At 69.1% G+C, this 13,370-nt stretch carries 15 protein-coding genes and 1 pseudogene; 8 read left to right on the forward strand and 8 right to left on the reverse strand.

The genetic code is table 11. The features are described from left to right. A partial coding sequence (locus FB380_RS23655) for a diguanylate cyclase domain-containing protein (protein WP_166757822.1) occupies window positions 1–946 on the reverse strand: 946 nt, incomplete at its 3' end. 343 nt (window positions 947–1,289) lie between these two features. Here FB380_RS23655 and FB380_RS23660 point away from each other — a divergent pair. Together FB380_RS23660 and FB380_RS23665 are read left to right on the forward strand one after the other, a co-directional pair. Continuing rightward, window positions 1,290–2,573, forward strand: a complete 1,284-nt coding sequence (locus tag FB380_RS23660) for an aminotransferase class V-fold PLP-dependent enzyme (RefSeq protein WP_166757823.1) — start codon at window positions 1,290–1,292, stop codon at window positions 2,571–2,573. Between the two features lie 609 nt (window positions 2,574–3,182). After that, on the forward strand, window positions 3,183–3,704 hold the full coding sequence (locus FB380_RS23665; protein WP_166757824.1) for an ATP-binding protein: 522 nt from the start codon (window positions 3,183–3,185) through the stop codon (window positions 3,702–3,704). An 83-nt stretch (window positions 3,705–3,787) separates the two neighbouring features. On the opposite strand, the gene FB380_RS23670 is transcribed toward FB380_RS23665, so the two are convergent. After that, complete coding sequence (locus FB380_RS23670) at window positions 3,788–4,228, reverse strand: MarR family winged helix-turn-helix transcriptional regulator (protein WP_166757825.1); 441 nt, start codon at window positions 4,226–4,228, stop codon at window positions 3,788–3,790. A 249-nt stretch (window positions 4,229–4,477) separates the two neighbouring features. Between FB380_RS23670 and FB380_RS26270 the strand changes: the two genes are divergently transcribed. Continuing rightward, complete coding sequence (locus tag FB380_RS26270; RefSeq protein ID WP_208384080.1) at window positions 4,478–4,822, forward strand: transposase; 345 nt, start codon at window positions 4,478–4,480, stop codon at window positions 4,820–4,822. A gap of 217 nt (window positions 4,823–5,039) precedes the next feature. Further along, window positions 5,040–5,261: a hypothetical protein gene (locus tag FB380_RS23680; RefSeq protein WP_166757826.1), complete on the forward strand. Its 222-nt coding sequence runs from the start codon at window positions 5,040–5,042 to the stop codon at window positions 5,259–5,261. 15 nt (window positions 5,262–5,276) lie between these two features. On the opposite strand, the gene FB380_RS23685 is transcribed toward FB380_RS23680, so the two are convergent. Then, window positions 5,277–5,447, reverse strand: coding sequence for a hypothetical protein (locus tag FB380_RS23685; RefSeq protein ID WP_166757827.1), 171 nt, complete (start codon window positions 5,445–5,447; stop codon window positions 5,277–5,279). Window positions 5,448–6,015: 568 nt separating this feature from the next. On the opposite strand from FB380_RS23685, the gene FB380_RS23690 reads away from it, so the two are divergent. Next, a complete protein-coding gene (locus tag FB380_RS23690) occupies window positions 6,016–6,411 on the forward strand; it encodes a helix-turn-helix domain-containing protein (RefSeq protein WP_188959697.1) in 396 nt (131 codons plus the stop codon). Between the two features lie 271 nt (window positions 6,412–6,682). Here FB380_RS23690 and FB380_RS23695 read toward each other — a convergent pair whose 3' ends face one another. Together FB380_RS23695 and FB380_RS26275 are read right to left on the reverse strand one after the other, a co-directional pair. Then, on the reverse strand, window positions 6,683–7,972 hold the full coding sequence (locus tag FB380_RS23695) for an ISL3 family transposase (protein WP_208384081.1): 1,290 nt from the start codon (window positions 7,970–7,972) through the stop codon (window positions 6,683–6,685). A gap of 398 nt (window positions 7,973–8,370) precedes the next feature. Continuing rightward, window positions 8,371–8,976: an RHS repeat-associated core domain-containing protein gene (locus tag FB380_RS26275; protein ID WP_166757833.1), complete on the reverse strand. Its 606-nt coding sequence runs from the start codon at window positions 8,974–8,976 to the stop codon at window positions 8,371–8,373. A 242-nt stretch (window positions 8,977–9,218) separates the two neighbouring features. On the opposite strand from FB380_RS26275, the gene FB380_RS26165 reads away from it, so the two are divergent. From FB380_RS26165 to FB380_RS23715, 3 genes are read left to right on the forward strand one after another with little or no spacing between them, the layout of a single operon-like run. Then, window positions 9,219–9,875, forward strand: coding sequence for a helix-turn-helix domain-containing protein (locus FB380_RS26165; RefSeq protein ID WP_166757828.1), 657 nt, complete (start codon window positions 9,219–9,221; stop codon window positions 9,873–9,875). Continuing rightward, window positions 9,872–10,081, forward strand: a complete 210-nt coding sequence (locus FB380_RS23710; RefSeq protein WP_166757829.1) for a hypothetical protein — start codon at window positions 9,872–9,874, stop codon at window positions 10,079–10,081. Before FB380_RS26165 ends, FB380_RS23710 begins: the two co-directional genes overlap by 4 nt. A gap of 56 nt (window positions 10,082–10,137) precedes the next feature. Beyond that, window positions 10,138–10,626 carry a hypothetical protein gene (locus tag FB380_RS23715; RefSeq protein ID WP_166757830.1) on the forward strand — a complete coding sequence of 163 codons (489 nt, stop codon included), beginning with the start codon at window positions 10,138–10,140 and terminating at the stop codon, window positions 10,624–10,626. Window positions 10,627–10,787: 161 nt separating this feature from the next. Here FB380_RS23715 and FB380_RS23720 read toward each other — a convergent pair. The 3 genes and pseudogenes from FB380_RS23720 to FB380_RS23730 form a co-directional block, all read right to left on the reverse strand. Continuing rightward, window positions 10,788–12,479 (reverse strand): annotated as a pseudogene (locus tag FB380_RS23720) (IS30 family transposase). After that, window positions 12,409–13,077 carry an IS3 family transposase gene (locus tag FB380_RS23725; protein WP_166757831.1) on the reverse strand — a complete coding sequence of 223 codons (669 nt, stop codon included), beginning with the start codon at window positions 13,075–13,077 and terminating at the stop codon, window positions 12,409–12,411. Before FB380_RS23725 ends, FB380_RS23720 begins: the two are co-directional and overlap by 71 nt. Before the next feature lie 45 nt (window positions 13,078–13,122). Beyond that, a partial coding sequence (locus tag FB380_RS23730) for a transposase (RefSeq protein ID WP_166757832.1) occupies window positions 13,123–13,370 on the reverse strand: 248 nt, incomplete at its 5' end.

Below are 13,370 nucleotides of genomic sequence, written 5' to 3' on the forward strand. Positions count from 1 at the left end.
TGATCGGCTCACGCAGGGAGGCCAGGATGCGGTCAGCTACCCGGGTGGCCTGTTCGCTGCTGTGCGCGCCGATGAGCAGCACCGCGAACTCATCACCGGCGAGCCGGGCGAGAGTGTCCTCAGGCCGCAGGCAGGCCTTGACCCGGGCCGCGACGACCTGCAGCAGGATGTCTCCGCCGCTGTGCCCCAGGTTGTCGTTGACGGCCTTGAGGTTGTCCAGGTCCAGGAAGAGCACGGCGGCCGGGGCGCCGGTGTCGCGCTCGAGGTCCTCGGCCGCGCTGAGGCGCTCCATGAACAGTGCCCGGTTGGGCAGGCCGGTCAGCGGGTCGTAGAAGGCCTGGGTGCGCAGCCGCTCCTCCAGCTCCTTACGGTCGCTGACATCGCGGGTGGTGAGCACGATGCCGTTGACGGCGGAATCGTCCAGCAGGTTGCTGGCGACGGTCTCCATCCAACGCCAGGAACCGTCGCGGTGACGCATCCTCGACCCGGTGCACGGCGTTTGCGTGGAGCCGGCGATGACGCCGGCCAGGCGGGTGCGGAAGGTGGCTGCATCGTCGGGGTGGAGCAGGTCGTGCACGTCGCTGCCGAGCAGCGCTCCGGGCGGGTAGCCCAGCACCCATCCCACCGACGGGGTCTGGTAGGTGATGGCGCCTGAGGGATCGACGACGGTGATGATGTCGGAGGCGTTGCGGACCAGCGACCGGAAGTGTTCACCGGCCTCCAGCGCGTCCAGCAGGGAGTTGAACGCCCGCGCGGTTTCACCGAGCTGGTCATCAGAGTCCACCCGGATGCGCTGGGAAGTCGACTGTGACCAGTTCCCGGTGCGGCTGGCCTGGGAGATGTTCTCCGCCACTGAGCGTAGGTGGGCACTGAGGACGGCGAGGCGGCCGCCCACAACGCAGCGGCACAGCGCATAGCTCAGCGCACCAACCAGGAAGCCGGCCACCAGGCAGGCCACCTGGAACGACGGCCGTTCGGTGAACCGCGCGGGCACTCCCAGGCCGGTGGCGAACGGCGGGAACACCAGCCCGACAGCGATCCCCAAGCCGACCGTGTACACCGCCAGGTCCCAGAAGACCCGCGGGGTCAGCCGGACCCCGCCCCGCCACCTGGGTGGCGTACTCGTGTGCTGCGTGATGGTGCCCATGAGAGCTCAACGACTCGTGGTGCGCCGCGCTTGACCGACTTCACCCGAAGGGATTCAAGAAGTGGCCGGCGCGGCCGATGAAACCGTCATGGACAGTGCGCTGACAAACGATCGAGGCCGCCTCGTCGGTGAGGACGTTCAAGTGTCGGTCCTCAGCGGCGAGCTGCGCCGTTACGTCGACCTCGACGCGGCAGCCACCAGCTCGGCGTCGGTCACCGTCGCCCGGGCGGTGCAGGACTTCCTGCCCTGGTACTCCAGTGTTCATCGGGGCGCCGGCGCGAAGTCCCGCTATGCCAGCGCCCGCTACGAGCAGGCCCGGGAGAGCCTGCTCCCCTTCGTCGGCGCGGACCCGGGGACTCATCTTGCGCTGTTCACCCGCAACACGACCGAGGCGCTGAACACGCTGGCCTTTCGGCTGGACCTCCGGCCCGAGGACGTGGTGCTGACCACTGCCGTCGAGCACCACGCCAACCTCCTGCCGTGGCGCCGCTACGCCCGACTGCGGGTCATCGAAGTCGACACCCGTGGCACCTTCACCCCGCAGGACGTCATCGCCGCGTTGGACCAGCACCCCACGCCACGCGTCCTGGCGATCAGCGGCGCGTCCAACGTCACCGGCTGGCTACCCGAGCTCGCCCGGATCGCGGGGGCCGCGCAGGCGCGTGGCGTGTTCGTGGTGGTCGACGCCGCCCAGCTGGCCGGGCACCGGCCCATCGACATGACCGGTCTCGGGGTGGATGCCCTGGCCCTGTCCGGGCATAAGATGTACGCACCTTTCGGCTCCGGTGCGCTGGTCGCACCCCGGCACCTCTTGGCACGCGGGGAACCACTGCTGGTGGGGGGCGGGGCGGTCAAGGCCGTCTCCTTCGACGATGTCGTATGGGCCGACGCACCCGACCGCGACGAGGCCGGCTCACCCAACGTGCTCGGCGCCGTCGCACTCGCCGCAGCCGCGCACGAACTGACCAGCAACGGATGGCCAGGGCTGCTGGCCCACGAACGCTCCCTGACCCAGGCACTGGATGCAGAACTGGCCACCGTTCCCGGCCTGCACCGCTACGGGCCGGCGGCAGGTGACCGCCTGCCGGTTGCCACCTTCAACCTTCACGGACTCCCGCACGCCCTGCTCGCCGCCCGTCTAGCCGCCGAGCACGCCATCGGCGTGCGCAGCGGCTGCTTCTGCGCCCACCCCTACATGGCCCGGCTCCTCTCCCTGAGCCAGGAGCAGGTCCAGCAATTCCATCGCGACGCCCAGCTCGACCAGCGCCACCAGCTCCCCGGGGCCGTGCGCGCCAGCGCCAACCGCACCACCTCGCTGTGCGACGTGGCAGCTCTCGGAAGCGCGCTTCGCGCCATCGCCGCGACCCCGGAGCAAGGCACCCGGTACCGCCTCGACGAGCACGGTGACTACGTTCCCCGGCACTAGTGACGGCGAGGCGCAGCAAAGGAGGCAGGTCGATGCCGAGGAGACGGTCGTGATGCAGGACCGCCAGGACGGCGTCTTCGTTCTGGCCTGCTCAGTCAGCAGCAGTGACCGTAGGGATCGGCGCAACGTGAAACGGGGCCACGGGCGTTCGGATAGCTGTAGTCCCTCTACCCTCCGGTCCGTGCCAAAAGACCAACCGGCGACGCCGTAGCGGAACTGAGTGGAGGACGCGCACAGACCGAGCTCAAAGCGGACCACGCCCTGTGACTCGGCCAGCCCCCATCGTGGGCACCTCCCAGGTCTTCGCTCCTCCTCGGTCGTCGGCAAAGCCTGCCGCCCCCCGCAGTGCCAGTGCGGGGACGACGGGTCAGCTTCCCGACGTGAGGTCCCGCGTGGCCTGCACCAGGTATCCGAGGAAGACACTTCCGGCGGCGGTGACCGGCCGGTAGTGGTTTGCCGCGTACCTTCCCACGTGTAGCGATCCGACCGGTGAGCCACCAGTAGAAGATGGACGGCGGCACCTGGTCGGGGTTACGTCCTCGGGCATGCCGGGCCCGGAAGTCTCCTGCGCGGCGGCTCGTCCTTGCGGCCGAGTGGAGAGGGCCACGCGTGAGCGACAACTTCTGGGGCCGACGGCAGCCACCCGAATCAGCCGCTGACCCGATCGTGCTGGGCCGCTGGTTTCCCACCGGGGTCGCTGAGGCCACACGCTGCCGCCGTCAGCTGGCAACGGCGCTCCAACGTGAGACGACATCGGGGCAGGCCGATGAAGGGGCCGCGGAACGACTGCTGTTGGTGTTCGAGGAGATCGTCTCCAACGCGCTACGCCACGGGTACGCGCCGGTAGAGGTGGTCATCACCGCTTGTGGGAACCATTGGCTGCTGGAGGTCAGCGACGCCGCCTTCCAGACGCCGCCAAGTCCGGCAGTGGATCGGGACGCCGCCCTCGGTGGGCTAGGGCTTTACCTTGTTGCACAGATCTGCGGCGACCACGGCTGGTTTGCCGACGGTGGGCACAAGACTGCGTGGGCGCGCATCGACTTCACTCGCGCCGAAGCTCCGCCTGAGGCCACCCGTGGGTTGCCCAAACCCCGTCTGACTGCAACGCACCGGGGGCAGCAGGCCTGCTGACCGCTGGCCGACGCGTGTGGTGCTGCACCTGCTCCCGGTCGGCCACTACCACCGGCTTCCCCGTGCGGCGATTACTCGCGTGCTCATACGGTAGAACGAAAGGCAGCGACGTCGAATTCCGCGAGCAGCCGCCGCAGGGTGCGGACCCGCCGGGCTCCCAGGCTGATCTCAAGTGCATGCAGAATGTCACAAGCCGTGGACCTGAGTTCGCGACCGTGCCCGGTGAGCAGCACGAGGCGGCCGCCGCGCCGCTGGGGGTTGACCCCCAGCTCGACGAAACCGAGTCGGCAGAGCCCGTCGATGAGCTGATGGGTGGCCTGCCGACTGTGTCCCAGGCGCCGGGCCAGTTCAGCAGGTGGTGTGCCTTCGGCGTCGAGGAAGGTAAACAGCAGGGTCTGAGCCGGACTCAGTCGCGGCCACCCTCGTTGCTGGAGTTCATCTCGCGACTCGTCGTCGAACCATCGGCTGGCCAGCAGTAGCAGACGAGCCAGCGGGGGATCAGGGCCGATGGTCGCCTCTTCCATCAACCCAGGCTAACCGTTGGGGGACGTCGTCAGGTTTCGTGACGATCTATGATCTTGCGAGCACTCCATTGCGCACCACCGAAGAGCGCATCCATGCTCAGTCCCCGCCACGTCCCTCTGGGCAACCCTGCACAGCAGTCGTGCGGAACAGCGGTGCCGGGATGTCAGGAAAGGTACTGTGGACGAAACGGGACTGCTGCACGAGTAGGTGACATCTGATCTGCGGTGCCGAGAGGTGCCGCTGGAAGGATGTTCACCGTGCCCAAGCCCTACCCCAAGGAGTTCCGCGACGACGTCGTGAACGTCGCCCGCAACCGTCAGCCGGGCCAGCATCTGAAGCAGATCGCGGCCGACTTCGGCATCAGCGAGTCGTGCCTGACGAACTGGATGAAGGCCGCCGACGTCGAGGACGGGGTCAAGCCCGGGACCACCGCGGCGGAGAACGCCGACCTGCGCGAGCCGCCCGGCGCAGGACCTCGTTCTCCTGCTCGAGCCGGCTTCTCGGTGCTGGCCTGCACCTCCTCGCTGTCCAACCGCAAGCTCAACGACCTCACCGACGAACTCACCAGCACCGGCCTGCTGCCCGACCTCTGACGCTCTCGTGCCGGACGATCTTTGGGTTTGGCTGGACGTCTCGCCGACGGTCGTCCGCGTTTAGGGCGTGGATGGGTGCCAGATTGCGGTCGACGTGAGGCGGGGCCGCCCGACCCCAATGGGTGGTAGTGCATGAGCGTTGTGCCCTATAAGGGCAAAGGTGAGGCATCTTCGTTGGCGGCGGAACCTACTTGCGGCACCCCGGAGAGGATCGTTCATGTCCAGCTCCGATGATGTGGACGATGATGTGGCGATTGTGTATCGCTGGATGCAGCGACTGTGTAGCGAAGGTCCGGTCGCTGAGGAATGGACCATCGAGGCTGTTCGGCGCTATCGCCGGCAGGAAGGCCCGTCGTGGCTGCAGCATCGCGATGAGTTGCTCCGTCTGCGGTTCTTCACAGCGCAGGTCGCGCGCGAACGCCGCAGACGTTCCTCGTAGCCTGCCCATGGTGGCTTATGGCTGGATCGTCAGCACCCGGGCCTCCAGGTGCGGTTCGTGCACCTGGAACCAGAACCGTCCTTCGCCGCCCTGCTGGTCCATGACGTGGACCTGGTGCTCGGTGAGGAGTACCCAGGTCTGCCTCCCGCGCAGGTGCCGGGCGTGCACGAGGAAGACCTCGGCCACGACGACCTGCACCTGGCAGTGCCGATCAACGCTGAACCGGCACGTGTGACGGCGGCACCCACGAGCCCACCGACATGGAAGAGCGATCCCCCAGCGATGTGCTGCTGGCCCTGGCGCAGACACCGTGGGCGATGGACCCCGCCGACAGCGCCTCAGGTCGCTGGCAACGAGGGGTCTGCCGCAGCGCCGGGCTGGCGGTCGAGCTCGCCCAGCTGGAGGAGCCGGTCGAGCTGACCGCGGAGGTCCTCGCCGGCCGAGGTACCGGAGCGGAGCGAGACGTCAGGGTCGCCCGATTTGAGGTTGACCACGCGACCGCGACCGCCGGCAACAATGAGTCGGCGGAAAGGCGGCTGCTGGCAGAAGTTGTGCGCGGTGGTGCGGCAGGCATCGAGAAATCCGGTCGCCGAATCCAGCTGTCCCAGGCGAGGGGGGCGGCGGCGCCGGCCGCCCGCGCGGTCTCCGACCAGCTCAACGCCAGCTCAACCACCTGTTCGGCACCGTCCCCCGCCCCGGCGGCGCGGCCCTGTGGACCAGCGAGAGCGCCGCGGCCGCGTTGACCGACTCCGGGGTGACGACGTCGGCGGCCTACCTCAGCCAGCTCCGCACCGGGACGCGGGACAACCCCTCCGCCCGGCACCTGGCCGCGATCGCCGGGCTGTTCCGGGTCCCGATAGAGTACTTCTTCGACGAGGACCTGGCCGCCCGCATCGATGCGGACATGAAGCTGCTGGTCGCCGTCCGCGAGGCCGGCGTGCAGACCATCGCGCTACGCGCGCACGGGCTGTCCGCTGCCGGCCTGACCGGCGTGGCTGACATCATCGAACACATCCGCCGCCTGGAGCAGGTCAACGACTTTTCCCCCACCGACTCGCCGGCCACCGACTCAGCCGCACCCGACCGGTCGCCCGGCCAGGCGGTGGATGAGCCGTCGGTACCGGGCGAGGTGCCTCCCGACCGTGCGTGACTTCCCTGCACTTAGTTCACCCGCCGTGAGCCCGGGTGCCCAACTTCCATGCGGAACAAGGTTGGAAGGTGTCAGCTCGACGGCGCGCCGGGAGACGCGGACACCTGTGCGGGCGTTATAGCCAACCGCCGATCACGATTGCTAACCCAGCTACCGACATGACAGCGCCCACCACAACAAACATCGCCTGGGCAAACTTTTAGGAAGCTCCAGTCGATGAAGCTCGGCTGGACATGGGGCTGCTCTTCAGGGCGACCATTGCCGGCTCTTCTTACTTGAGGTGGGGGCTGGACAGTCCGCCGGCGATCAGCAGCATGCGTAGGCGGTAGTTGTCGCGGTTGCGGAAGCCGCGGGCGATGCGGCGGTGAAGCTCGATGAGGCCGTTGACGGCTTCGGTGCCGCCGTTGCTGGCGCGGTCGGTGTCGAAGTAGGCCAGGAACGCCTCGCGCCACTGCTTCAGCGTTCGGCCGAGGCGGGCGATCTCGGGCACGGGGCAGGTCGGGAAGGAGTCGATGACCTTCTCGGCGATCTTGCGGCCCTCGGCGGTGTGCTGGTGCCGGTAGGCCGAGCGCAGTTGCTGGGCGCAGGACCAGGCCAGCCAGACGGCCAGGTGTCGTTCGTCGGCGGCGAAGGCGGTCTGCAGCCGTTCCCGCTGCCGGTCGGTGAGGTTCTCCGCGCCGGCCCGCAGGGTGGTCCGGATGCCGTAGAGCGGGTCGTTCTTGCGGCCGCGGTGGCCGTGGATCTCCTGCTGGATGCGGCGCCGGCAGCGGTCCACGGCGTCGGTGCCGAGCTTGACGACGTGGAAGGCGTCCAGCACCGCGGTGGCGTCTTCGAGCTGGTCGTCGATGGCGTTCTTGTAGCCGTGGAACGGGTCGAGGGTGGCCACCTGCACCCGCGCCCGGAAGGCCTGGCCGCGGGCGATCAGCCAGTCGGCGTAGGCCTTGCCCGACCGCCCGGGCACCAGGTCCAACAACCGGGCGCGGACCCGTCCGTGCTGGTCACGGGTGAGGTCGACCATGCCGGTCAGCTCCTTCGGGCCCCGGCCGCCCTCGGTCTCGGGCTTGGTCGAGACGTGATGCCAGATGTGCTCGTCCACGCCGAGGGAGGTGACGCCATCGAAGCGGGCTTCGTCGGCGGCCATCGCATCGAGCAGCGGCTTGATCGACCGCCACACGGTGCGCCAGGTCATGCCCAACTGACGGGCGATGCCGGCGACCGAGGCGTGCTCGCGGCGCAGCTGCCCGACCGCCCACCAACACGCCCGGGTGGTCAGCAGCGCCCGCGGCCGAGCGAGCTTGGCGTACTGCTCGGTGAACGCCTTACCGGTGCACTCGACCTCGGCGCAGCGCCAGGTCCGCTTGCGCCACACCAGCCGGACCGGCCGCCCGAAGCAAGGCACGTCGATCAGGACGACGTCGCGGCGACCGTGGCTGCCGACGAGGACACCACAGGCCCAGGCAGCCCATCGGCTCCGGCGCCGACTCGACCACCACCTGCACCCGGCCGGACTGCTCGAGAACCTCCAGGACGTGAAACCCGTCCAGGCCGACGAGCAGATCACAGCGGTCGCAGTAGGCGGGATCAGGACGTGAGCGCGCGCGAGCGCACGACGTAGGCTCGGACACCGTCGAGGCCTTCCGGTCGGGCAGCTTGGTCGCTCCCGATCTTGGAAGGTCTCGACCCCTTTCCGGCCTCAGCTCACACGCGCGAGTCCCTCACACCCACCGCAGGTACGAAGAGCCCCATTGCCAAGCTCTTCCGTCGAAGCATGAAGAACACACCGACGACTGCCGCCGCTAACGCAATAGCTTCCGTCATATTCCTATGCAACCCCAAGCCCGAAGTTGTAGCCAGCAGTCAGGAACGCGCCAGCTCCCCCGCCTACTCCAGCGGAAGCGGTGGGTTGACCTCCAACGAAGCCCGCGTTTCCGCAGAGGCCTCCCCCGCATCCCCCAGCGGTTATGTATGAACCCGAATCCCTATCCGGGGAACCGGTGAACGATACGTCTCCCCCCACACCAATCCTGGCCCCCACTGAGCCCCCGAGTCCTGACCGAGTGCTATAGGAAACTCCTCCGCACACTGCGATGCCAATCCGATACAGCCCGAAAGGCTGAACGACGCCCTTCCTTGGGGATCGACGTAGTTCACCGGGTTGCTGTTGGCGTATTCGTAGCGGTTGGCGCGGGTGGGGTCGGCGAGGGTCTGTAGGGAGTCTTGTTGAGTGAAGCGGCCGGTGGTGGGGTCGTACCAGCGCTGGCCGAACTTGATGAGGTTGCTGCTGATGTCGTAGGTGCCGCCGGCGTAGCGGAAGGGATTGACGCGCTGGGCGTTAGAGGTGGGGGTGGGGTTAGTGACGGTGACCTCGCCGGTGGGGTCGTAGTCGTAGTCGGCGGTGTGGAGGCCGTCCTGGTTGATCAGGGCGACGGTGGAGCCGAGGCCGTCGTCGGCGTAGTAGTGGACCTGCCCGCTGATCGCCCGGATGGCGATGGGTGTGCCGTTGGGGTCGTGGGCGATGTAGTTCTGACCGTCGCCACCGGCTTCGTAGGCTTCGATCAGCGGCAGCCCGTTGGCGTCGTTGCGTCCGTAGCCTGGCCTCCCCGCAGCTGAGCAGGCTCCCCGGCCCGTCCTGGTTCAGAGTGGTCGCCCCGGTTCCGGACCAGATCGACGAGCACTGGCCACCGGTACAGATGCAGCCGGTCCCGGCGGGCGTTCTACCGTCCCTGCGTGGGCGCAGAGCGGGCCGAGGGCGACGCGCGAGCCATCCCCAAATCACCCATGCTGGGGACGGCCGGCTCAGTGCTCTCGTGTCGGCCAGCCGCACCGTCCGATCTCGATGTACAGTTGTTACAGTTACGACCTGGGAGGCAGAGATGGTGCGACACGCTCCGGACCGGACGGCTGCGTTGGGTTTTGTCTCGCGCGACTTCTCGACCGGCCTGTCCGCGGCACCGACCGTCTCGCTGACGGTCGGGACCGAGCGCGCCGACCTCAACGACCGCGGCCGGTCGATCGTCGCAGCGCTGTTTGATGCCGAACCGGACACGCTGGCCCGGGTCGAGGATCTGCTCAATCGCCGCAAGCCGGTCGAGATGGTCAGCCCGGAGGAGGCCGCGGTCATCCTCGGTGTCTCCCGCCCCACCGTCGTGCGGTGGGCGTCTGCTGGTGAACTCACCGACCACCCAGTCGGATCCCACCACCGCTACCCACGCGCCGAGGTCGAGCGGCTGCGGGAGGCACGCGCTGCCGCGGCGGCCGCCAACCGCGAAGCGGCGCAGGCTGCCCGCGCGCGGGCCGAGGAGGCCGGGGACCTGGATGTGGCGCCGACTCCCGAGGAGCTGATCGCCGCCGGTGCGGCGTTCCGAGCCGGGGACAAGGCAGCCGCTGAGGTCGTGTTTGCCCGGGCACGGCGTGCCGAGGCACACCGCTCAGCAGCAGCCGCCGGCACCCCTGCCGGGTCGTGACCGCAGGAGCTGCGGCCTGGCCCAATCCGCTTGAGGACGAGTACGAGCTCCGGGTGACCGCCCGGGCCCGGGAAGACCTGCGCGTCTCGGGCTTCCCGGCCCGGGACCTGGCGGACATGGCGCACGCCAGTCCCTGGGGCAGCCTGATCGACAAGTTCACCTCTCAGCGCGCCCTTTGGACCCTGCCGGCACCGAGGAACCCCTGAAGGCTGTCCACCGGCCGGACATCTTCAAGCTCGACGGCCGAGATGGTCAACGAGCTGTGACCTGGCACGACACCAAGCACGCGGTGGTCTGGCTGCTGGCGTTCACGCCCGACCACGACTACGCCGAGATGGTCCGCCGCGCCGGCGCGCCGAACCGGCGCGGCACCGGCGGGGCCAACCAGCTGCTGCCCTCGCAGCAGGACTACGAGGAGCTGCAGTACGACCGCGGCTCCGACTGGGCCTACGAGCAGGCCGCGAACGCCTTGCAGGCGTTCGTCCACGAGGCGATCAAGATACCCGGTGTGACCCGGCGGGCGTCCCTGGCCGGAGTGGTCCTCGCCGAGTGCCAGGTCATCGCTGGCACGCCGGATCTGCTGCACCTGCGCTTCCTCGTGCCGCCCCTGCAGGCTGGAGTGCTGCCCTCGGGCTTCCACTGGACGCTGACCGGTGGCCTCGCCGGCGTCGACATCAGCACCATCCAGGAGACCCCGTTCCCCGGAGAGCCCCGCAAGGGCACGCTCAGCATCAGCTGCCAGCTGCCCTGACCCTCGCCGTCGGAGGACCGCGGTATCTAGCTGCTCACCCTGGCGGGCGAGGCGCTGGTGGCTCTGCAGCTCGCCCCCGGGAGCGAGCTGCAGAACACGGCGCCCGCGTGGGGCGGTTCCGCTGGGCGGAGCCGCTCTAGCCGAGCGACCGCTTCACCCACTTATCTCGCCCAATGCCCGAGCCACGGGTCTCGCCCAATGCCCGAGCCACGGGCGCGTCGAGCAGGTGATGAGCCACGACAGCGAGCGCCAGCACCTCCAGGCCAGAGGACACCCCGGACTTCCTGGCCAGGTGCCGCACGGCCAGCCCAACCAGGGCATGGGAGAGGACAAGGGCTGTCGGACGGGAGGACCGCTGCGTCATGGGTGCACGCTAGAGCTTCCCCTGTGACGAAAAGCAGTGACGCGCCCGAAGGTGTCACGCGCACGCTGGTGAGTCGGTGTGTTGGCGGGGTGGGGCGAGGACGCCGGTGACTACTGCCGGCGGAGTGACTGGGCCAGTGAGTAGGCGGGGAGCAGTCGAGGTTGTGCCGCGTCCGGCCGTAGCGGCGGGTGGTGCGAGGGTCGCGGTGTCTGAGGGCGTCCTGGACGTCCTGGAGGGGGATGCCGATGGCCAGTGCTTCGGTGGCGAATCCGTGGCGGAGGCTGTGCGGCTTGGTGCCGGTGTCGAGGGCGAACTGGGCATGCCCGGAGAGCTCCTTGCCCCGGTCCCAGGTGAGCGTCGCGCGCAGCTGTTCGGGCAGTCTTGTCATCGACGCGGTCAGCGCCGCGTTCATCGCGAGGGCCCCGTAGCCGCCGAGGGAGGGGCCGTTTTTCACCGTCGGCCGCTCGCGCCAGCCGTCCATGCGGGGTAGGTGCACCAGCAGCGTTGAGCGGCTCGAGCGCTCCACGAGCGTGCCGATCGCCGAACGGCCGGTGCCGATGATCAAGTCGCCTTCCCAGTGGCCCGGAACGGCTCGGTCGGCGGCGTCGGCGGGCCGCTGGCTCAGCACCACGTCGGCGCTGATATGCCCCTGAGGCTTGTTCCGGGTTCGGGCTCGTGGTTCTCGCAACGCCCGTCCGGTGCGTAGGCACGCAACAAGCTCACGCTTGAGGGCACCGCGCCCCTGGATGAACAACGCCTGGTAGATCGCCTCGTGGCTGATCCGCATGGACTCATCGTCGGGGAAGTCGACCCGGATGCGGTTGCTGATCTGCTGCGGGCTCCAGGCTGTCGCCCAGCGCCGATCTGCCCGATGGGGCTTCATCTTGCGCCCCTTCCACCCGGCCGCGGCTGGCCCAACCACGACCGTGCCGTCAGCTCGCCGCACGGTGGCATCCAGCCGCTCCTGGACGTAGTAGCGCAGGTGCTCGTTGGTGATGAGCTTGGCGACCTTGGGGCGCCTGGTGGCCTGCTAGGCCTTCCACTGGGCGACCGTCGCGCGGTACTCCAGCGTGCCGCCGCGCGTGGCGGCGTTGCGGCGGAGCTCACGGGAGATCGTCGACGGATCGCGCTGCACAACGCGGGCGATCTGACGCACTCCGGTGCCCCTGGCGCGCAGGGGCGCGATCTCCTCGCGCTCCTCGAACGTCAGGTAGCGGCCCGTGGGCTCGGCCAGCGAGATCGGGGGCATGCCGCCAGCGTGTCGAAACCACCGGGTGCCCACCGGCCAGGACACGCCGACGGCCAGCGACGCCTCGACGGTGGTGACTCCCGTGGCGATCAGCCGCCAGAACTGACGCTGCACCACCCGTGAGGGCTCCGGCCGGCCGGGCGAACGCATCGCCGGCCGAAGCGCACGATCAGCACGCCACTGCCGACGCACCCCCTCGGGCACATCGCTGGCCTTCTTGCTCCAGTCCGCTGTCGCCATGACCCAGACCTCCACGATCAAGGTGTTGCGACGACCGGTGGAATCCACCCTGCGTGCCGCGGTCGGAGTGGTGCACCGTTCCGGCCGGCGGTTTGCGGGTGGTGATGGCCATGCCGACGGCGTCGAGGACGAGTTCGGTGCGTAGGTGGTCGGCCATCGCCCAGCCGACGACCTTGCGGCTGAAGGCGTCGACGACGACCGCCAGATAGAGGAATCCCTCCCAGGTGCGTAGGTAGGAGATGTCGGCGACCCACAGCTGGTTGGGTCTGGCCGCGGTGAAGTTCCGCTCCACCGGGTCCGGGGCGGTCGCGGTGGAGACCGCGCGGCGGCCGTACTTGCCTCGCCGGCGCCGGTGCACTCCCTCGATCGAGCCCAGCCGCATCAGGCGGGCAACCCGTTTCCGGTTCCAGTCGTGCCCGCGGTCGCGGACCTCAGCGGTCAGCCGGCGGGCGCCGTAGATCCGGCGGTGCTCGACCCAGGCTTGACGGGCAGCCTCGGTCGCGGAGTTCGGCGGCCGTCGGCCCGCCGGCGCGGGCGGCCCAGGCGTAGAAGCTGGTGGGGCTGAGCCGGAACACCCGGCAGAGACGGCGCACGCCATAGCTGGTCTTCTCCGCAGCGATGAACTCGCAGACCAGTCCGCGGCTCACCGGCCCGTCTCCCGAGCGAAGAAGACCGCGGCTTTTTTCAAGATCTCCCGCTCGAGTTCCAGCTCGGCTACCTTGCGCCGAAGGCGGGCCAACTCCATCCGCTCATCAGCGGTGAGCGCGGCGGGCCCATCGGCCCGCTCGCGGCGTTCGGCGGCGACCCAGTTGCGCAACGTCTCGTGGTTGATGCCCAGCTCGCCGGCGACGTCTCGGCCGCTGCGCCGGCTATCGAGCACCAGCTGCGCGC

This window comes from Modestobacter marinus (assembly GCF_011758655.1).
Lineage (GTDB): Bacteria > Actinomycetota > Actinomycetes > Mycobacteriales > Geodermatophilaceae > Modestobacter > Modestobacter marinus.

Bases quoted from the DNA above. Each gene is read 5' to 3' on its own strand.
- FB380_RS23680 (WP_166757826.1), top strand. From the start codon at position 5,040: ATGTCCAGCTCCGATGATGTGGACGATGATGTGGCGATTGTGTATCGC.
- FB380_RS23725 (WP_166757831.1), bottom strand. From the start codon at position 13,077: ATGGCGTGCGCCGTCTCTGCCGGGTGTTCCGGCTCAGCCCCACCAGCT.
- FB380_RS23670 (WP_166757825.1), bottom strand. From the start codon at position 4,228: ATGGAAGAGGCGACCATCGGCCCTGATCCCCCGCTGGCTCGTCTGCTA.
- FB380_RS26270 (WP_208384080.1), top strand. From the start codon at position 4,478: ATGTTCACCGTGCCCAAGCCCTACCCCAAGGAGTTCCGCGACGACGTC.